The sequence below is a fragment of the Sneathiella chungangensis genome, from assembly GCF_009882935.1.
GTDB lineage: Bacteria > Pseudomonadota > Alphaproteobacteria > Sneathiellales > Sneathiellaceae > Sneathiella > Sneathiella chungangensis.
This window is the reverse complement of sequence record NZ_WTVA01000002.1, coordinates 341,439-361,285: the sequence shown is the minus strand read 5'-3', so window position 1 is coordinate 361,285 and position 19,847 is coordinate 341,439. Positions and strand designations below refer to the sequence as shown.

Genomic DNA, 19,847 nt, shown 5'->3' with positions numbered 1-19,847 from the left:
CCATGGTCAAGAAAGCGGAACTTCATGTGCATCTGGAAGGCACGGCAACGCCCGCGCTTGTCCGGCAAATGGCGGCGCGAAACGGCGCGAGGATTGATCCGGCGACGTTCAAATCGGACGGGGAATTCGCCTGGACTGATTTCTGGGACTTTCTCAGTTGTTACGACAAAGCGGCGGCGGCAATCCTCACCAAAGACGACTACCGGACGGTTACTTTTGACTATCTCGCAAGATGCGCGCGGGAAGATGCCATCTATGTCGAGATGTTCTCCTCCCCCGATCACGCGGCGGAGGTGGGGATGAGCTACGCCGATCATCTGGATGGCATCGCCGCCGGTATTGACGATGCGCGGACCGCCTTCGGCATCGAAGGACGGATCATCGTGACATGCGTCCGTCATTTCGGCCCGGAACGGGCGCTGAACGTCGCCCGAAAGTTCGTTGCCACGCCCCACGACTACGTTGTCGGCTTCGGCATGGGTGGCGACGAAGCACAGTTTCATCCCAGGGATTTCGCCCCTGCCTTCAACCTGGTGCGGGACGCCGGGTTTCCAACGACAAATCATGCGGGAGAATTTGGCGGCCCGGAGAGTATTCGTGCCTGTCTCGACGAACTGCCGGTTAGTCGTCTCGGGCATGGCGTGCGGGCGATTGAAGATGCCGAGCTGTTGGAAGAACTCGCCGAGAAGAAAATTCCTCTCGAGATGTGTCCCGGCAGCAATGTCGCGACGGGTCTCTATAAAAGTCGCGCGCTTCACCCGTTTAAAGCCTTTATGAAGGCGGGGGCAATCGTCACACTTAATTCCGACGATCCGCCCTTTTTCGCAACCTCCATCGGTCATGAATATACGGAGGCCGCCCGCTTTTACGGCCTGTCAGAAGCGGACCTTACCGGCATTACAAGAAACGCCATCCGCGCCGCCTTCTGTAGCGAGACGCTCAAGGAAGAATTGCTGGAGAAAATCTGACGCTACTGCTTCTTCGCGGGCGCGGCAGCCGGCGGCGTTTCTTCAATCTTGATATCGACTTTTGGATTGGCCTTGTTAAATCTTGCGAGAACTTCCTCGGTAATATTCATATCTGGATTAAAGAAAACCGTCTTGTCCCGGTCGATGCCGATATTGACGCCCTTTTCCTTGCTCACATCCGCCGCGATGCGAATGATAATTTCACGAAACCGGAGGCGGATCCCGACGAGAACTTCGTTCATCTTGCCATTAATAACCTGGAATTCGCGTTGCAGATTTTGCCTCTGGACGTTCAACTCTGACAGCTTTTTCTGGTACGCGTCCGGCGACAAGATCGCCCGTTGTTTATCGAGGGCCTCTTTCTCCACAAGCAGGGCATCACCGCGCTTGTTCAATTCGTCAACCTTGGTTTTAAGGAGCGCCTTGACATCTTCTTCGGCTTTTTTCGACGGCTCGGAAACCTGCAGGACCTGATTAATATCAACCACCGCGATGACGGCTTCCGGCAATTTGGACTGCGCAAGCGCCAACGATGCCCCCTGTAAATTCAGGGTAAGGACCGCCGCTGGAACAAGCAATCCAATAAGCAACATCTGAATTTTTTTATTCAATGGTCTCTCCGGAGAATGGGGATTTCCTAGGCTTCATAACACTGACAGATAAATAAATCCAGAACCGTCATGCCAATGCCAGCGCCGCTGCCCCTTAATATTATTCATCAAAAACGGCGAAACCGTGATTTCGCCGTGGCTCCGCAGGCTTACTGGACGACAAATCCGGCGCGCGGAAAATGAATTATGACCTCGCCGACAATATCGTTCGAGTGACGGATCGCGATTTCCCGGCTATTCAATGCCACAAGTTCGCCCGATACCGGAACGCGTCCCGTATCATTCGGCGCGACGGTGACCGGATCACCGGCCTTCTTCGCTTCTCCGGCGGCGACAACGCCTGTATAGCCGGAAACGTCATCTCCTTTCGCAATGTCAAGAGCTTCGCCCGCGGTTAACTCTTCCGGCTTGCCATGGCCGACGGCAGCCATCCGTCCCATCCAGCTTGCGAGGTTCGGAAAGCCTTCAAGGATTTTTTTAGCCTCCGGCGCCCGGCCGGCAAACCAGGTAACATAATAAAGATCGAAATCGACAAGGCTTGCCTCACTGCCGAGAAAATAGTCACGGCCATCGGTCAGGCCCTGTTCCGCCCAGTCCATCATGGCGGCGAACTGCTGCAGAGAAACAGGCAGAGCGGCTTTCATCTTCTCGATATTTATGCCGCCACCGGAATATTCGGCGCGATCCCTGACGAATTCGGGCGGCATTTGGTCGCCAAATGTGCCAAAGACAATTGCGGCAGCGTTGCTGAACAAAAGCTTGTCCGTCCAGAAACTCATTCCCCAGCCGAGAAACTGACTGTTTCCGGGAAAGAGCGTCGGTTTCGGATGGCGGGCTTCCAATTCGCGGATAATGATTTGCGTATCGCAATAGATATGGGCGCCAATCTGCAATACCGGCGTTTTTCGGTACCCACCGGTCAGCGGCACGAGCTCGGGTTTCGGCATCATCCGCGGTATCTGCACGGACCGCCAGCTAAGCCCCTTGAAACCGAAAACGGAACGCACCTTCTCGGCGAATGGCGATGCATCGTAGTGATGGAAAATAAGTTCGGACATTAATTGTCTCCCTGATTATTGTTATATGTCACGTCCCAGGCTTGTCTATTCCGGCTGGTTTTCCCAGATTTCCAGGTAGTCGGAAATCGAGTCTTCCGGAAGCACCGGTGTCCGCTCCGCCGTGCCGAGGTAGAGAAATCCGACAATCTGGTCCATCTCGCCAGCGCCGAGAGCAGCCTTCACGATCGGATCAAAGCAGGGTTTGCCTGATCTCCATATGCCGCCATATCCCAGCGCATGAGCCGCAAGCATTATATTCTGCGCGGCAGCGCCGGCAGACAGGATTTGCTCGACAGCCGGTACCTTCGGATGATCGTCGATTTTCGCGATGACAACGATCAGCATCGGCGCCCTGAATGGTTTCAGCCGTTCCTTTTCGAGCGCGGCATCGCTCGCCTCCGGATCGCGGTTCCTTAATGCCTGCTGGAAAATATCGCCCAGCCGCGCGCGCGCCTCGTCTTCAATCACCAAAAACCGCCACGGTCGAAGCCGGCAATGATCGGGGGCGCGCGCAGCCGCCTGTATCATCACTTTCAGATCCTGATGCCCCGGCGCGGGCGCTATGAGTCTGGCGGAGGATTTACGTGTAAGCAGAGCTTCTATGGCATCCATCAAACAAAATATTCCTTTTCAAATTCTGCCCTTTTGCATTCATAACAGAGAACGTCAGCCCTGCCTACGCCCTTGCATTTATCCGGTTGTTATCTGCGTAAACAGTTCATACAGTAATAGAAGATGCGAGCGCCATTAACGGCTGTGAGTCGCCGCGGGAGAGTTTGTCTCAAATCAATGCTCCTGACAAAAACGTCGATAAGAATAACGCATTACCGTCCAGGGTGGAAAAAAGGAAAGTGCTATGTCCATAAAAACCATATTGTTACATCTCAACAATGATTCTCAATTAGATGCCCGTATTGAGACGGCTCTCGGTCTTGCCGTTGAACATGACGCTCACGTAATTGGCTTGTATACGATCTCGCAGGTCACCGTTCCGACATCTTTCATGGGGTATGTGCCGCCGGAATTTATCGAGCAAACCCGCAAGGTGGAGGAAGAAAATGCCGTTGCGGCGAAAGCGAAACTTGAGGCGCTTGCCGCCAAGGTGGATCGCTCGATCGAGGTCGTCATCGAGGAAGGATACGCGCCGGATCTTCTCAATGCCCATGCGCTTGCGGCCGATCTCGTTGTTGTCGGCCAGGGAGACCCGGATGCCGAAAACAATGCGCAGACACGTTACATAGCTGAAGAAATTGTGGTGAGCTCCCCGCGCCCGGTCTTGATTATCCCGTTTGCCGGCAAGTACGCCAACTTCGGCAACCATGTCATCGTTGCCTGGAACAATACCCGCGAAGCGTCGCGCGCGCTGCATGAAGCGCTTCCGTTTCTGAAAAAGGCGGATAAAGTGACCCTTCTTCGCGTCAATGCAACTGAAGATGAATCGTTCGAGACATCGCATATTCTCGCTCATCTTGAGAGGCACGGGATCAAGGCGACGTTCAAATCCGGGCATTGGCCGGATCTTGCCGTCGGCGATGCGATTTTGGATGCGCTTGTCGATTACAGCGGCGATATGCTGGTGATGGGGGCCTATGGCCATAGCCGGCTTCGCGAAATGATCCTGGGCGGCGCCACTAAAAATATTCTCGAGCATATGACCGCTCCGGTCCTGTTTGCCCATTAATAATCAAGCAGCCAGGTGGCTGGCGCCGTTCAGAAAATATCCGACTTCTGAACGTCGCGCCACTCACCGGGCAGCAGATCGCCGAGCATAAGCTTCCCGATGCGTTTGCGGACAAGACGCAAGGTCGGATGGCCGACTGCGGCCGTCATGCGCCGCACTTGCCGGTTTTTCCCTTCCGTCAGGACGAGTTCGATCCAGCAGGTCGGGATGGATTTTCGAAACCGCACGGGCGGGTCCCGCGGCGAAATTTCCGGCTGTGGGACCAACCGGTTTACGCGGCAGGGTTTCGATTTATGCCCCTTGAAAATCACACCGCGCGAAAGCCTGGCAAGGGTGTCCTGCGTCGGTTCTCCCTCCACTTCCGCCCAGTAAACCCGCTCATGACCATTTTCCGGATCGAGCAGCTTCTTGATCAGCGGGCCGTCATCGCTCAATAAAAGGAGACCCTCGCTATCCTTATCGAGCCGGCCGGCCGCATAAACTTTCTTTGGAAGAGAAAATTCTGATAACGTCTTCTGGCCCGCCTCGCCGGTAAACTGGCTGAGGACATCGTAGGGTTTGTGAAACGCAATGTATCTTGGCATTAAATTTACCGCTGATTAGAACTATAGTCTATGTACAGGCGTGACGAGAGTCGGGAATGCAATTGTTTTTAACCAAATTATCAAAATTTTAGGTAATTTTGGCCATGGTACAAGGTGAATCCCCGGCTGTATGGCCGAGGCCCGTCAGGCAAAAACCGGAAAATCGTACCCAATGGACGAAAATTCTATCGCGACCGTCCGATTTATAGGACGCAAGGAGGAGGATGCCCAGCAGTTGAGCTGGTTGCTCTCTAACGCCGCGAATGCAAAATTTTCATTCGAGCATGTTGCCTGCCTTGACGACTTTGCCAAGGCGGCCCGGTCGCAAAATGGCGATGTGATCATCCTTGATCTGACGGAAAAGTCGGAAAATAGGTTTGACGCAATCTCCCTTCTGTCGCAGAAAATTCCGCAGACTCCCGTCGTCGTCATGACCGATGAAGACGAAAAAGTAGGCCGAGAAGCGATTAGTAAGGGGGCCCAGGACTATCTCATCAAGAGCCAGCTAACCACCGATGGCATTTCCCGCAGCCTCCTGAACGCAATCCAACGTCATCAGGGACACCGGCGGAGCGCCGAAACGGCGCCGCTCCTTGATTCCGCAACGGCGGTCCTCAATAGATTGCCCATCGGCGTAATTCTGGTAACGGCAGATTCCAAGATCCTGTTCTTTAACGGTAAGGCGAAACGCTACCTCGAACAGGGGGACGGACTTGTCGTCGGCGCAGATCGGATCTGCCGGGCGACCCTGCCGGGAGAGAGCCGGGCGCTTGCCAAACTGCTCGCGGATACCCTTTCGCCGCCTGACGACACGAAATCGGAAGGCGATTTCGCCATATCCCTGACGCGCATGGAGAGCGATTACCCGCTCAATGTCATGGTCGCGCCGATCGGCACGGGCGTCGCCGGCAAAGGGGCGGTCCTGTTCGTCTCCGATCCGGCCGAACCGGTGGAGCTATCGATTGAAACGATTTGCCGTCTCTATGGTTTGACACCAGCCGAAGGGCGGCTTGCTCTCGGGCTGACAAACGGTCACAAGCTTGATGATCTTGCTGATGAATGGGGGGTGAGCATGCATACCGTTCGATCCCAGCTGCGGCAGATTTTCCGCAAGACCGACACCAGCCGGCAAAGCGAGGTCGTGAAATTAATCCTGACCGGACCGGCGGCGCTTCAGGCGACCCCACTCCTTTAAGGTAAACGGCTGCTAACTTCCGATGTCGGAAGGCTTCTCATCAAGGCTTTCCGAGAAATATTTCCAGTTCTCGCGCCCACCGCGATTCTCGAGATAATTGATAAGCGCGCTGACCACACGGCGGTCGAAGCGCGTATCCGCCGCATCCAGCAAATTCTTTATCGCTTCGCTGAACCCGAGAGCCCCCCGATAGGCCCGCGGGCTGACCATGCCGACGAATGCGTTGGCGACGGCAATAATTCTGGCCGCCTCGCTGATTTGCGTTCCGACGAGGCCGTTCGGTTGGCCGCTGCCGTCATAGTTTTCCTGAAGTTGACGCAACGTCGAGGCAACCGGCAGGTCAAAATCGACTTCTTCGAGCAGGTCGGCACTCGAAATCAGGCTATTGCGAATGACGTCCATTTCCTTTTTCGTCAGATTGTTGGTCTTGGTCAGGATATCCGCCGGAACCAGTATCTTGCCGATATTCATCAGGTTGCCGGCGATATCGACCGTGCGCACCAACTCGTCGGAGGCACCCATTTCACGCGCGACGGCAACCGCGACCTTCGCCACGCGGCGCGACTGATCGGCGGAATAGGGATCGCGGCGATCGACAAAGGCGACAAGTGTTGACACGAGATCGCGCATGACCTCTTCTCGCCGTTCCTGGGCCATGACGACATCGGTAATATCCTGAAAGACGGTCAAGACCTCTTTGCTGTTTACCCTGGCCGAGCGCAAAGGGACAAAATCGGATTTGATGACCCGTTCCGGCTTTTCCGCGTCATCGCTGTGCAGGCGGCTGATCTGCGAACGCGGCTCGTAATCTTTGCGCACCAGGTTGCTCATCTCGATTATTTCCTTGGCCTGCGACGGGCCGAGGACACTGGCAACCTTTTTACCGATCATTTCGTCTTGCGAGATATCGACGTCTGCGGCGGCGACGCTGTTGGCGAAGGTATATTTGTCTTCCGAATCGAATACCGCGATGGCGGTCGGCTGCTGATCGGTAACAATCTTTAAAAACTCGCTACGGTCTTTCAGCTGGTTGGCAATTTCCTTGTAACGCAGCGCCAGCTCCGCCGCCCTGATCGACGTACCGTGCCGCCAGACGGCAACAACCGTTCCGGCAACCGCAAAAATCAGAAGCAGAAAGATTCCGAGCATCGTGGAGAGCCGCTGGTCGGTTTCCGCAAGCGCTTCACGCTCCGTCACCGTGCGCACAAGATACCAGGGCGCGACTGTCAGGGCGCGCCCGGTGACCAGCACCTTGCTACCGAGATAGTTCGAGAGGATGGCGAAATCGCCGGGCCGCTCAACAGCGAAAGCCGCGGCAAGGTCATCCTTGATACTTAGCTTGCGGGCAAGGGCGAGCGTACCATCGGCGAGCGGCGAGATATATTGCACCAGATTTCCGTCACGGCGGACGAGATAATTCTCCGCTGTCTGCAACGTGTCTCCCGGCTGAAACAGGAGCGGAAAGAGCGATGACTCCACTGTTCTGAGGCCGATCACATATCCGATGATATCCTTGCTGCTCCCTTCGTCCTGAACGGCGAAGACCGGCCAGACAAAGCCAAGCGTAGGATCACCGTTTATCCCCTCGTAAAGATCGATAAGCGCCGCCTGTCCTTCACCGGCCTTGGCCATGGCCGCGCGGATGGTCGGGTTCATCGGCGGCATGTTGCCGCTGGAAACGAGAAGCGTTCCCGATGCATCCGTAAGCCCGATTCCCGCCCGGCCCGGTCGCGCGACATTGGCCCTTATCTGCGGCTCCTCCGGCTCCCAGAAACCACTGATCACCGCCTGGTTATTCAAAAGATTGATGAGGTAACCGGCCTCCGGAACCTCGGAAATCGAATTGCCGTTTTCCGCGGTCTCGATTACCAACTGTGTCAGGTAGACCTGTAAAGATGCATTCGTCGCGAGGGTGCCGATCGCCTGCTCCTGCTTGCGGAGCCATTCATCGACGCTTGCCGCGCGGCTGTCGGCAACAATTCCAAGACGGATTTCCCAATTCCGAACGTCGCGCACGCGCTGTTCATCAACGAATTTAAAAGTGCCCCAGATCCCCGCGGCGATAACGGCAAGAAGCAGCAACACGCCGAGGCTCAGCGTTTTGTAGGTCTTCTTTTTTCCTGATGCTTCAATCTCAATATCGGCCATGACAATCCGGTTATATATTTCACGAGAGGGCATAATGCCTTGAAACTCTTTAAGATCGGTAAATTCCTGATAACTAACCTACGCAATTAATGCGCTGCCGCGCAACGACATTAGGTGGCCAGGTCAGGCTTTGTTAACGATTTGTTGCCCATAATGCCGGGGAGAAATGGACGGCATTTCCAGACACGCAGGGAAACCCAAGGTGACATCAGCCGGATTACGAAAATTTGTGGTTTTGCGGGTAGTGATACTCGCCGCACTGCTGCTGTTAACGCCATCAACCTCCCCCGCGCAGGCCGCCGGATTATTCGGATATCAGGAAACCCCGTATTCGGGCCTTAAACCTTTTCCGAAATGGCGGAAGGTTCTGAACACCTACAAGGACGACCCCGGCGACTGCGTTACCGGAAAATATAACCGGTGCGCCTACCAGAAATGGGTCGCGCTGATCGACGAATGGCAACAATTGTCAAAGGAAGAGCAACTCGCCCAGGTCAACCGGCATATGAATTTGTTTCGGTACATCCTCGATCCGGTAAACTGGGGCGTTAAGGATTATTGGGAAATTCCGAAGGAATTCTTCGCCCGCTTTGGTGACTGCGAAGACTACGCGATTGTCAAATATTTCACTCTGCGCGCCCTCGGCTGGCCTGCCGAGGATATGAAAATCGTTGTTCTTCAGGACGTCAATCTCGGCGTCGCGCATGCCATTCTCGTCGTGAACTTCAAGGGCAAGAAACTGGTGCTGGACAACCAGATCGGTCAGGTGGTCGACTCAAGCCGGATCCGTCATTACAAGCCGATTTATTCTGTAAACGAAAATGGCTGGTGGCGTCACAAGCCGAAAATCGCCAACAATTAGGCTGAAAAAGCCACTCGTCATAAGACACCGGCTAAGCCATTTCGAATTTTGATACTAGTTAGCCTTTACCAGGCAACGTCGCTTCCTGCGGCAGGGTAACGCCGAGTGTGCTGTTGAGCGTGCCCATGGTGGCGAGCAGACGGTATTTTGCAAACCGGACCGCATATTCAACGGTCACCAACGATGTGCGCGAATTGAAAAGCTCGTTATCCGCATCCAGAAGATCCAGAAGATCCCGCTGGCCGATTTCAAATTCCTGGCGATAGGTAGATGCGACTTCCCGGTTGGCGACAACAGCCGCGGCCAGAACTTCGGCTCGCGCTTCCGACCGTGCGAGGGCGCTCCAGCTCCGCCGGACCTCCTCTTCAACAAGCCGTTCGAACCGGAGTTTCCGCTGTTCCGTTTCCGCCTTGCGGGCTATCGCCTCTTTCTCGCGGCCCTCATCAATGCCGCCGCGGTACAGGTTGTAGCGCAGCCGAAGCATCGCAAGGAAGTCATCATTATGACCTTCCACACCGTCCAGATTGTTATCGGCGGAGGCGCCAACCTCAAGATTTACCGTTGGATAATAACTTGCCTGGGTCGCGCGGATTTCGGCTTCGGATGTTTTTATGTCTGACGAGGCAAACAGGATATCCGGGTTATTCTCAAGCGCAAGCGCGACGATATCGTCGATATTATCGGGAAGCACGCCGTCCTGAAAAACCGGCAGTTCAAGATTGACAGGCTGAGCGCCGACAACCCGGAGATAGGTGATTTCCGCGTCATCCAGAGCCCGCATGGTTTCAACCAGCGTATCTTCCGCGGCGGCAAGCCGAGCCAGCGCCTGCTGATCGTCACCAATGCCACTTTGTCCCGCCCGAACGCGATCTTGAATCTCATTCAAGGTACGACGATGTTTTTCAACATTTTCTTTGGCAAGTTCGACAATTTCGAGACTACGCAGTGTATCCAGATATGCCCGAACAGCATCGAGCGCAATCGCTTCCGCCCGCTCCTTCACGCGGTAGGCGGCGCTATCGACCCGGTTGCCCTGACGATCGACTTCCGCGCTTCTGAACCCGCCATCATACAGGGTCTGAACCAGCAGCAAGCTTGACTCTGTCCGGCGGAGATCCTCGTTATCGATGGTAACCGTGTCGGTCCATTCGTAGCCGATTCCGGCTTCCAGATCGAGGGAGGGTAGATAAAGGCCTTTGGCCTGTTCAAGTTCCTGATCCACCGCCCGGCGGTTTGCCGAGGCTTCTGCAATTTCGGGATAGGTCGAAACTGTTTGCTGTACGGCTTCATTCAACGTTTCAGACTGCGCGGCCCCCACCGCAAGAAAGCTACCGAATACAGCTGTTAGAATACTGGCGGAAAGAACATTTTTCGTCTTTACCGCACGGTTTCTAAGCATCATGCCCCTCTCCCATCAGGTCCATTTCGTCGACCACACAAATATTCAACCCCACTCATATTTGCCAGACTTATAACAAATGAACCGATCAAAACCTGTTTTCATTCGCCGGTAATGTACGCGCTCTTTCCGCTATCAATCAACTTTATAAGACCGCAGGCGGCGGAAAAATCATGGGGAGCCGGATATGCTGTGTCTAAAATACAACAGAGATATAGCTGACGACGCAACTTCTAAATTAAAACAGAGCCTTGCATGATTTTTCTGGCAGCCAAACAACGGTTCAGCGGCGGCGGATACAGCAGCAGCACGTCACATTGCGGTAATTCATGGTTAATTTTTGTTGAAAGTTGGGACGAAAGCCCGCAATTATTCTTATATATTTACAATCTGATCACCCGTGATACGGGCAGATTTGGCTTTTTTGCAGCCTATGGCCGCGCATGATAAGATTTTTAAAAAGGCTGCTTTTGTCAGTATGTTAACTGCATTTTCACGAAATTAGCGTTCAATATCGTCAATGCTTTAACGTGGAGGGACCGACGGATTCATCGAAATGGCCGGAAAAGGGTAACGGCTCGGAAATTTTTAATCATTCGGCTACAGTGGACTTTGAATGCAGATCATGAAAAAGCCGGATTTTACGGAGAGGCTCGGACGGGACGACATCATGATTTCAGGCATTAAAATGAAGCGGCGGATGCCATCTGACCTGCTCCGGCCTGCCGGCGAATTCGCAGAGTATATGTGCGATACGCCCGACAGGCTGAGCCGGTTAATGACAAGGACAAATCTGTGAACGAAAATTCGCGCAATCCCGTTACTCTGGACATCGAGGCCGCTGAAGACCTTTTCGTATCGAAAGGGGGCGATGCGACGAAGGTCGAAAAGGATACGATCGCCCGTGATAGCCGGCCGCCGTCGGAACCGGTGGAAAGCGGCGAAACTGAAAATGCGGCCGACTGGCAGATAAACCTTTCCGAAGTGACGCGCGCCGATCAGGACCCCCTCCTCGGCTGTCTGGCCGCTCTCACCAAGTTGTTTGACGATCCACGCACACCGGATGCGCTGATCTATGGTCTGCCGCTTGAAGACAACAAGCTTACGCCGTCTCTTTTCGTGCGCGCCGCCGAACGGGTGGGCATCAGCGCGCGCATCACCAACCGCAAGCTTGAAAATATTCCCGACGTTGTCCTGCCCTGCGTCATCCTTTTGAACGGTCGCCGCGCGTGCGTGCTGCTGGAGCGGGACAACGGCAGGGCAAAAGTTATTTTCCCGGAGACGGGCGAAGGCACGGACAGCCTGCCGCTCAAGGAACTGGAAGACCTATACGTCGGCTACGCCATCCTTACCCGGCCGAATTTCAAATACCGTGTCGATAAGGACGAAAAGCTGCTGCAGCGGACCGGCTCCTGGTTCTGGGGAACGATGTGGCAATTCTGGCCGACCTTTGTACAGGTTCTTATCGCTGCCTTCCTAATCAACAGCTTCGCGCTCGCGAGCCCGCTTTTCATCATGAATGTGTATGACCGGGTTGTTCCCAACCGGGCGCTCGAGACCCTCTGGGTGCTGGCCATCGGCGTCATCACCGTCATCGGTTTCGATCTTTTGCTAAAGACCCTGCGGGCCTATTTCGTGGACAATGCCGGAAAGCGCGCGGATATCCTTTTATCAAGCCGGATATTCGAGCAGGTCCTCAATCTGCAGGTCAAGGCACGTCCGGCCTCCGCCGGCGCATTCGCCAACCACCTGCGCGAATTCGAAACCCTTCGTGATTTTTTCACCTCGGTTACCGTGACAGCGCTGGTCGATCTGCCGTTTCTCGCGATTTTCCTGTTTATCATATATCTGATTGGTGGCCCTCTCTTCATTGTTCCCGCCGTGGCGATCCCGATCGTGTTGTTTGTCGGGCTCTTCCTGCAATGGCCCATGCGTCGCGCCGTCGCCAAGACTTCGGAAGAGGCAGCGCAGAAACATGGCGTGATCATCGAAACGATCTCCGCCCTGGATACGGTGAAAAGCATGGGGATCGAAGGACACATGCAGAAGGAGTGGGAACGCTTCGTCGGCAAGACGGCGCAAACAAGCGTCGCAGCACGGTTTTTCGCGGGCCTCGGCATCAATCTTTCCGCCGCTGCGATGCAGCTCGTGACCGTCGGCGTCGTCGTTTACGGCGTTATCCTGATGGGCGAGCCGGATTCGAGCATAACCGTCGGCGCCTTGATAGCCTGCACCATTCTGACCGGCCGAACGATGGCGCCCCTTGGCCAGATCGCAGGCCTGCTGACCCGCCTCAATCAGGCGATGGTCGCGCTGAAAGGGCTTAACAAAATCATGTCCCTGCCGGTGGAAAGAGGGGCGGAAAAGCGGCAACTCAGCCGTCCAAACATTCGCGGAGATATCGAATTCAAGGACGTGACATTCAAATATCCGGGAAGCGACCTGCCCTCGCTCAACAACGTGTCCTTCAAGATCCGCGCCGGTGAGAAAGTCGGCATTATCGGCCCGGTCGGATCCGGCAAGACGACAATCTCCCGCTTACTCATAAATCTCTACGAACCGGATGAAGGTGCCGTTCTGATTGACGGGACGGATATCCGCCAGATTGACCCTTCCGACATCCGCCGGAGCATCGGCAGCGTGATGCAGGACATCACGCTTTTCCAGGCCACGGTGCGCCAGAATATAACCATGGGGCATCCACAGGCGGATGACGAAATGATCCTGAATGCGGCCAAGCTCTCCGGCGTTCATGACTTCATCAGCAAACATCCGCACGGTTACGACCTGCATGTCGGCGAGAAAGGCGCGACGATGTCCGGCGGGCAGCGGCAAGCGATTGGCCTTGCCCGCGCTTTCCTGCCCAATCCGCCGATCTTGATGCTGGACGAGCCGACAAGTTCGATGGATCTCAATTCCGAACGCCGGCTGATCGCCCGCCTGAAGAATTATATGGAGGGTAAAACGGTCCTTCTGGTCACCCATCGTACGTCCCTGTTCTCGCTGGTCGACCGCATTATCGTCCTCGGGAACGGCAAGGTTGCCGCCGATGGACCGCGTGATGAAATCCTGAAACTTGGCCAGAGCGGCAAAAATACCACCAAGTCGGTAACGGCGACGGTCGGCAAACCGACGGTTCGCGGGACGAGGGAATAACGATGTCGACAAACCTCAAATGGGATGACTCGGATTTCGCGTCGGATGTCGTTGCCGCTAAATTGCAGGGACCGCATCCGCGCGCATATATGCTGTTATTTGGCATCGTCGCCTTCTTCGTCGTCGGCTATTTCTGGGCAAGCAATGCCGTTCTCGATGAAGTAACGCGGGGCGATGGCAAGGTAATTCCGTCCAGCCAGGTACAGATTATCCAGAATCTGGAAGGCGGCATTCTTCGTGAACTGCTCGTGCATGAAGGAGATATCGTCGAGAAGGGCCAGATTATTCTTCGGATTGACGATACGGGGTTTGCCTCGCGCGCCGGGGAAATTGAATCCAACTACCTAAACCTGATGGGACGCATTGCCCGTCTTGAAGCGGAAGCGACGGGCGAGCCGTTGACCTTCCCCGCGGAATTGCTGGCCGAGCGCAAGGACATAACGGTTCGCGAGCAGAACCTGTTCAACGCAAGACAAGCAGAATTGCAATCGCAAATCCAGATTCTGCGACAGCAGGCGCAACAGCGCCAGCAGGAGATTGCAGAGATCAATGGACGACTAAGACAATTGCGGGCCAGTCTTGCGTTGGCAAATGAGGAAATGGAAATTACCGAACCACTTGTCAAAAAGGGCATCGTTCCAAAGGTCGATTCTCTGAAATTGAGGCGAGAGGTCAACGATCTGCGCGGACAGATTTCCGCCTCCGAACTCTCCTTGCCGAGGGTCGAGGGGGCGCTGAAGGAGGCAAATCAGCGTATCGAGGAGAAAATCCTGAGTTTCAAGAGCGGCGCCGCTCAGGAACTCAGCCAGGTTCGCGCCGACTATGAAGCGGCCCGGCAGGCAATCCTCGGCGTCAAGGACCGGGTGGCCAGAACAGACGTACGCTCTCCCGTCGCCGGCGAAGTCAAGGATGTGAAGATTCAAACCATCGGGGGTGTCGTGAAGCCGGGACAGGATATCATAGAAATAGTCCCCATCGACGATACCCTTCTTGTGGAGGCGAATATCCGGCCGTCGGACATCGCATTTTTGCGTCCGGGACAGGAAGCAACCGTCAAAATCACGGCCTATGATTATTCGATTTACGGCGGTCTGCCGGCAAAACTGGAACGGATCAGCGCCGATACGATCGTCGACGAAAAATCGGGCGAAAGCTATTATCAAATCATTGTCCGCACCGATCAGAACTACCTGAAACGCGGGGAAAATACCTACCCGATCATTCCGGGAATGGTCGCCTCCGTCGATATCCTCACCGGGCATAAAACGGTGCTCGACTATATTCTGAAGCCGATCCTGAAAACCCGGGATACGGCCCTGAGGGAACGCTGATGCGCATTTTCGCAGGACATAAACGGATATCTCTGGCCCTATTCTCCGCCTTCTTCCTGTTCGGGACCGTCGCCGGCGCGCCTGCCCGCGCCGAAGTAACGGAGGAGGGATTGTTCGGCATGGTCGAAATATCGTCCGACAATCTTGCCGCCCTGCCGCGCTGGCTGGAGGTAATGTCAAGTTTTCCCGAACTGGCCAAAGCGGCATCCAAATGCGATGACCGCATTGAAGACTGCCAGTCGCAGCAAATGACCTTGTGGCGAACCAAAATTGCTGAATTGCAACGGACTAACAGGCGCGCGCAGTTGCAGGAAATAAACCGTTTCCTGAATGGCTGGAAACATATCCAGGAAGAGGATGCGGCGGCTACAAGTGATGACTGGGCCACGCCTCTTCAATTCCTTTCGAATGGCGGCAGGTCCCGCGATTTCGCGATTATGAAATATGTAAGCCTGAAAGAGCTCGGGTTTGATCCGGATTCCATGCGGATCGTTGTCGCCAACGATGTTCTCCGGAACAAGGACCATGCCGTCTTAAGTGTCAGCCTGCGAGGAAAACGCTACGTTCTTGACAGTCTAAACGACACAATTCTGGAGGAACGCCTCGTGAATTATTATGTGCCGCTCTATTCGGTAAATGAAAAGAGAAGATGGGCGCATATTCCGAAAGATTTCCTGGTTGCGCAAGAAGCCTCAGGGGACGAGAAAAATGACTGACGCGACGCTGAAGTTTGAGTTGAATTCATTCCTGTCCGGCAACGCCCCCGATGACAGCAGCCTGATCCGCAAGGCACCCTGGAAATTTGCGGCATTATTTTTTGTCGTGCTGGCGGTCCTCGGCTACTTCGTTGGCGATTATGCAATCCAGTCCCGCAAACAGGAACTGGTTGGCGAGCTGCAAAAGCGGCTGGATATCAGCGCCGCCGGTAAGGCACAGGTGATAGAAACCTGGCTCGCCAGCACGGTTGAGGATTCCAACAGGATTGCCGGCAATGAATTGTTCCAGTTGTTTGCAACGGAAATAAACATCGCCGGTGGCGGGAAGTTACCTAGATCGCTGAACGAACAGCTTCCCTATATGCAAAACGCCTTTACCAATTTCGCCAACCAGGATGGATTGATCGGTGCGTATCTGATTGGCCGGGATGGTCGCGCCTATCTCGCCTCGGGCGGCGCGCCAGCGTTGACGGAAGATCAACGGGCCGAAGCACAGGAGCAATATGACAGGGCGGAAATCAGGCTCCTGCCGATCCGGGCTGGTAATGCCGGTCTGGTATTCGATTTTTTACTGCCAATCCGGGCGGCGCAAAGCAATCCGACTGATAACACTGCCGATGTCGTCGGCATTCTTCTGCTCACCGTCCCGGCTTCAGATGCGCTGTCGGACTTCCTGAAACCATCGCCATATAGCAGCAGTGAGCACGTGACGCGGCTATATCAGGAAACGGGCGGCAAGTATTTCGAACTGTTTCCCGGAAAGCCACCCTACGTTTCAGCGACGGCCGATGCCGGCATTGCGCCGGATGCCATCGGCTTTCGTGAAACCACGGACAGTAGCGGCAACAGCTTCTATTCATCCGGCGCCCTTGTCGATGGGACCAATCTCGTTGTATTCCAGCAGGTCGACAGTAGCGAGGCGCTTGCCTCCCTTCGGACCTACAACTTGTTCGTTGTCGGACTTGCCATCAGCTTTCTGGTTATCATCTTTACCATTCTAACGGTCATCTGGTTGATGCTGAAAGGCCAGAATGCCCGGGCGCTTGCCCATCAATACAAGGAATTCGCTGCCCAGATCAATGCCCAGCGGCGGCTTCTGGGAAGCATCAACAACACCATTGACGAGCTGATCGGCCTGACCGACCCTGAAGGGCGCTACATTTATGCGAACCCCTCACTCGCGCGTCTTGCCGATTACCCGCTCCGGTCGATCCCCGGCAAAACGGATCGGGAGCTTTTCGGCGAGAAGGCCGCGCGCGACCTGGCCGAACACGACCGCAAAGCCATCGCGACGGAACAGACTGTCAATGCGTTTGTCGAGATCGAAACACGTGACGGTGTCCGGACCCTGCGCGTCGCCAAATCCCGTTTCCTGAATGAAGAGGGTGCGTTTCTCGGCATCGTGACGGTCAGCAGTGACATTACGGAATATGTCAAGTATCAGCGCCGAAAGGAAGAGATGGACCGCAAGGCGATTACCGTCCTCTCGCAGATGCTGGAAGCGAACGACCCCTATCTTTCGGATCATTCACTACGGGTGGCGCAGCTTGCCAATCACATTTCAGCGGAACTTGGCCTGTCAGCAGAGGTCGTCAAGGTAATCAATACCGGCGCCCATCTATCGCAGATCGGCAAGATTTCCATTCCGCGTCAAATCCGGGAAAAGGAATCCCGCCTGACCCCCAAGGAACAGGAAATCATGCAAAGTCATGTCCTGACGTCGGAAAAGATCCTGTCCAATGCGGATGTGGACAAACAGGTTCTGGATGCGGTAACGCAGATTAACGAGCGGCTGGATGGTAGTGGGTATCCCAAGGGCCTCACGGAAGCGGACATTGCCATGCCTGCCCGGATCCTTGGCATGGCGGATATTCTGATCGCCCGGATCTCACCGAGATCCTACCGCGAGGCGATCGGTGTCGATGAGGCGTTGCGCGTGTTCAAGAACAACCCGGAAAAATATGACCCGGCTGTGGTCGAGGCCATGGTCCGGTTCTTCGAAACCGAAATCGGAGCCGCCTTCAAGGCCAATATTGAAATGAAAAGAGGCTGAAGTCAGGATTCGTCCGACGCGATACTGCTTTTAAGCAAGAGATCGGAAACATCCGGTAAATCTTCCGCAGCTGCGGTGCCGAGCGTTAGATCGGAGCCAGAAATCGATAAAGTTCCGCCGCCCTCATTCCCGCCGGGGAGGAATTCCACGGAGGCATTCCCTTCCACCGCCGCAATATTCAGGGCATCGAACAGCGCGTCGAGATCGACTGTCCCGTTCTGGTCCAGTTCCAGAAAAGTCAGATCGGCATTCGCGCTCTCTTCCTGCGCGATTTGATCTTCTTCGGCCATCCCGGAGCCGTCTGTCTGCCCATCACTCATTGTCACTACTTCCCCCGCTCAACCTGCGGCTCGAAAGAACATACTTGGTTAATTCTTTCTTACATTACCGCTCGCCATCCGGCTTTTCATCCCTCATTTGAGGTAGATTATAATAAATTTCGATGAAATTTCATAAAATTTTATGTTTCCGGTCACTTTCGCAGCTGCCGAACCTGATCGCCGAACATGTCTACGGATACGGCAACGCCCTCGCTCGCGCCCGATTTTCGTGTCAATGTCGCAACATGGATTCCCAGAAGTTCATACTCGCCGCCCTCATATATGAAAAGCGGGGATCCTGAATCCCCCTGCGTCGCATCACATTGATGAAGGAGAAGTAATCCCTTCTTGCTGCGGGAGACGCCGCTGATCTTGCAATCTTCATCCGCGGTCAAGATATGGGCGATATCACGGCTGTAGCCGGCCTGGACGACAGTGGTGCCTTTCGACAATCTATGCTGTAACCTGGAAGAACCGAATTGCGCGAGCGGCGCATAGCCGAATTGATCGCCGAGCGGCCTGTCGAGCGACGCAAGGGCCCAATCCTCCTCGACCGGAGGCTTTTGTAACGAATCTGACGGGGGGCGGCCATCCGACAGGGTAAAGCCATTGATTTTCGAATGGGCCTTGACGGCACCTTTTTCATATCCGACGACAAAATGAAAGGCGCTCGGGACTGACCATTGGTTGCGCCGTTTATCCCAGAAGCAATGGGCGGCTGTCAGAATCGTCGATGGTCCTACAAGGATAGCCGTGCAATGGCTGCCATTCCGGTTCAGGCGACCTATCATCCGCCAAGGATAGGCTGATATGTCAACCCGCACCCGATTATCAGCGCCTTTGATACCGGGAACCTGAAGCGCCTTGGCGGGAACAGACATATCCGCCGCCGCATCCGGCGGAAGACAACTGATGAAAAGCGAGAATATCCCCGCCACCATGCCATGATAGAGGCGTCGGCCAGAGAGCTTCCAGGCTGCCCTCATCGCGGCAACGTCAAACGGCAAGTCCAATTCTCTTGCGTAGCGCCTCGTCCCGGATCGTCAGTTCCTGCCCCGCCAGATCACGCGCCTCTTCCGTGCATAGCCAGGCGATTGCCTTCGCCGGATCCGCGGCCGATGCCAAGTTTTCACGCGGTATCTGACTGACCGCATTGATACCGGAGGCGCGGATCGCGACCTGCATTTCCGTATCCACGACTCCCGGCGCGAATCCATAGACCCGGACGCCCTTTTCACCGGCTTCTAGGGCGGTCGCCCGCGTCATCATGTATACGCCCGCCTTTCCGGAACAATAGGCACTCCAGCCTTCCATCGGGCCATGCGCCGCCCCGGAACTGATATTGATAATCACGCCGGATTTCTGATCGAGGAAATGGGGCAATACGGCACGCGTACCGTGGTAGACGCCGACAAGATTGACCGAAATATTTTTCGCCCAGTCCGCCGGGTTGCTGGTCGCAATCGCACCGATGGGATCGATGATGCCCGCGTTATTGATCAACGCATCGATCCGCCCGTATCGATCGAGCGTTTCATCCACCATCTTCTCCACGGCCGCAAAATCGGACACATCGCAGCTTGCCGCGAAGGCATCGCCGCCGGCATTTTTTATCTCTTCGAGGACGCCACTGCAGGCGGCGGCACTGCGCGAACTCAGGCAGAGTTTCGCGCCGCTTTCGGCAAGCGCAATCGCCGCTGCTGCGCCGATGCCCCGGCTCGCCCCGGTGACAATTATGACCTGATCTGTTAGCTGATTCATGAAA

General features: G+C 55.1%; 18 protein-coding genes. 9 read left to right on the top strand and 9 right to left on the bottom strand.

Translation table 11 applies throughout. The features are described from left to right. The first annotated feature begins 2 nt into the window (after positions 1 to 2). Entirely contained in the window at positions 3 to 968 is a 966-nt protein-coding gene (gene add, locus GQF03_RS06630; RefSeq protein ID WP_161338424.1) for an adenosine deaminase, read from the top strand. A gap of 2 nt (positions 969 to 970) precedes the next feature. On the opposite strand, the gene GQF03_RS06625 is transcribed toward add, so the two are convergent. The 3 genes from GQF03_RS06625 to GQF03_RS06615 all read right to left on the bottom strand — a co-directional run bounded on the left by GQF03_RS06625 (position 971) and on the right by GQF03_RS06615 (position 3,249). Then, positions 971 to 1,579, bottom strand: coding sequence for an OmpH/Skp family outer membrane protein (locus GQF03_RS06625; RefSeq protein ID WP_161338423.1), 609 nt, complete (start codon positions 1,577 to 1,579; stop codon positions 971 to 973). A gap of 149 nt (positions 1,580 to 1,728) precedes the next feature. Further along, entirely contained in the window at positions 1,729 to 2,637 is a 909-nt protein-coding gene (locus GQF03_RS06620) for a glutathione S-transferase family protein (RefSeq protein ID WP_161338422.1), read from the bottom strand. 45 nt (positions 2,638 to 2,682) lie between these two features. Beyond that, positions 2,683 to 3,249 carry an NAD(P)H nitroreductase gene (locus tag GQF03_RS06615; RefSeq protein WP_161338421.1) on the bottom strand — a complete coding sequence of 189 codons (567 nt, stop codon included), beginning with the start codon at positions 3,247 to 3,249 and terminating at the stop codon, positions 2,683 to 2,685. Between the two features lie 244 nt (positions 3,250 to 3,493). On the opposite strand from GQF03_RS06615, the gene GQF03_RS06610 reads away from it, so the two are divergent. Further along, a complete protein-coding gene (locus tag GQF03_RS06610; protein WP_161338420.1) occupies positions 3,494 to 4,318 on the top strand; it encodes a universal stress protein in 825 nt (274 codons plus the stop codon). A gap of 29 nt (positions 4,319 to 4,347) precedes the next feature. Here the strand turns inward: GQF03_RS06610 and GQF03_RS06605 are convergent, their stop codons facing one another. Then, positions 4,348 to 4,902 carry a pseudouridine synthase gene (locus GQF03_RS06605; RefSeq protein ID WP_161338419.1) on the bottom strand — a complete coding sequence of 185 codons (555 nt, stop codon included), beginning with the start codon at positions 4,900 to 4,902 and terminating at the stop codon, positions 4,348 to 4,350. A gap of 172 nt (positions 4,903 to 5,074) precedes the next feature. Between GQF03_RS06605 and GQF03_RS06600 the strand changes: the two genes are divergently transcribed. Continuing rightward, positions 5,075 to 6,097, top strand: coding sequence for a DNA-binding response regulator (locus GQF03_RS06600; RefSeq protein WP_161338418.1), 1,023 nt, complete (start codon positions 5,075 to 5,077; stop codon positions 6,095 to 6,097). A gap of 12 nt (positions 6,098 to 6,109) precedes the next feature. Here GQF03_RS06600 and GQF03_RS06595 read toward each other — a convergent pair whose 3' ends face one another. Continuing rightward, complete coding sequence (locus tag GQF03_RS06595; RefSeq protein ID WP_161338417.1) at positions 6,110 to 8,245, bottom strand: HD-GYP domain-containing protein; 2,136 nt, start codon at positions 8,243 to 8,245, stop codon at positions 6,110 to 6,112. A gap of 202 nt (positions 8,246 to 8,447) precedes the next feature. Here GQF03_RS06595 and GQF03_RS19015 point away from each other — a divergent pair, with 202 nt between their 5' ends. Further along, on the top strand, positions 8,448 to 9,107 hold the full coding sequence (locus GQF03_RS19015; protein ID WP_161338416.1) for a transglutaminase-like cysteine peptidase: 660 nt from the start codon (positions 8,448 to 8,450) through the stop codon (positions 9,105 to 9,107). A gap of 58 nt (positions 9,108 to 9,165) precedes the next feature. Here GQF03_RS19015 and GQF03_RS06585 read toward each other — a convergent pair whose 3' ends face one another. Then, a complete protein-coding gene (locus GQF03_RS06585; protein ID WP_161338415.1) occupies positions 9,166 to 10,509 on the bottom strand; it encodes a TolC family outer membrane protein in 1,344 nt (447 codons plus the stop codon). Positions 10,510 to 10,761: 252 nt separating this feature from the next. Between GQF03_RS06585 and GQF03_RS06580 the strand changes: the two genes are divergently transcribed. The 5 genes from GQF03_RS06580 to GQF03_RS06560 all read left to right on the top strand — a co-directional run bounded on the left by GQF03_RS06580 (position 10,762) and on the right by GQF03_RS06560 (position 17,762). Next, entirely contained in the window at positions 10,762 to 10,953 is a 192-nt protein-coding gene (locus tag GQF03_RS06580) for a hypothetical protein (protein ID WP_161338414.1), read from the top strand. A gap of 348 nt (positions 10,954 to 11,301) precedes the next feature. Beyond that, positions 11,302 to 13,662: a type I secretion system permease/ATPase gene (locus tag GQF03_RS06575; RefSeq protein ID WP_206376368.1), complete on the top strand. Its 2,361-nt coding sequence runs from the start codon at positions 11,302 to 11,304 to the stop codon at positions 13,660 to 13,662. Positions 13,663 to 13,664: 2 nt separating this feature from the next. Then, positions 13,665 to 14,993: an HlyD family type I secretion periplasmic adaptor subunit gene (locus tag GQF03_RS06570; RefSeq protein ID WP_161338413.1), complete on the top strand. Its 1,329-nt coding sequence runs from the start codon at positions 13,665 to 13,667 to the stop codon at positions 14,991 to 14,993. Beyond that, positions 14,993 to 15,709, top strand: a complete 717-nt coding sequence (locus GQF03_RS06565; RefSeq protein WP_161338412.1) for a transglutaminase-like cysteine peptidase — start codon at positions 14,993 to 14,995, stop codon at positions 15,707 to 15,709. Before GQF03_RS06570 ends, GQF03_RS06565 begins: the two co-directional genes overlap by 1 nt. After that, positions 15,702 to 17,762 carry an HD-GYP domain-containing protein gene (locus GQF03_RS06560; RefSeq protein ID WP_161338411.1) on the top strand — a complete coding sequence of 687 codons (2,061 nt, stop codon included), beginning with the start codon at positions 15,702 to 15,704 and terminating at the stop codon, positions 17,760 to 17,762. Before GQF03_RS06565 ends, GQF03_RS06560 begins: the two co-directional genes overlap by 8 nt. Positions 17,763 to 17,764: 2 nt before the next feature. Here GQF03_RS06560 and GQF03_RS06555 read toward each other — a convergent pair whose 3' ends face one another. The 3 genes from GQF03_RS06555 to GQF03_RS06545 all read right to left on the bottom strand — a co-directional run bounded on the left by GQF03_RS06555 (position 17,765) and on the right by GQF03_RS06545 (position 19,843). Next, positions 17,765 to 18,082 (bottom strand): hypothetical protein, encoded by a 318-nt coding sequence (locus GQF03_RS06555; protein ID WP_161338410.1) that lies wholly within the window; start codon positions 18,080 to 18,082, stop codon positions 17,765 to 17,767. A 152-nt stretch (positions 18,083 to 18,234) separates the two neighbouring features. Then, entirely contained in the window at positions 18,235 to 19,089 is an 855-nt protein-coding gene (locus tag GQF03_RS06550; protein WP_161338409.1) for a trypsin-like serine peptidase, read from the bottom strand. Next, positions 19,079 to 19,843 carry an SDR family NAD(P)-dependent oxidoreductase gene (locus GQF03_RS06545; protein WP_161338408.1) on the bottom strand — a complete coding sequence of 255 codons (765 nt, stop codon included), beginning with the start codon at positions 19,841 to 19,843 and terminating at the stop codon, positions 19,079 to 19,081. The genes GQF03_RS06550 and GQF03_RS06545 overlap by 11 nt, the downstream gene beginning before the upstream one ends. Positions 19,844 to 19,847: the final 4 nt, after the last annotated feature.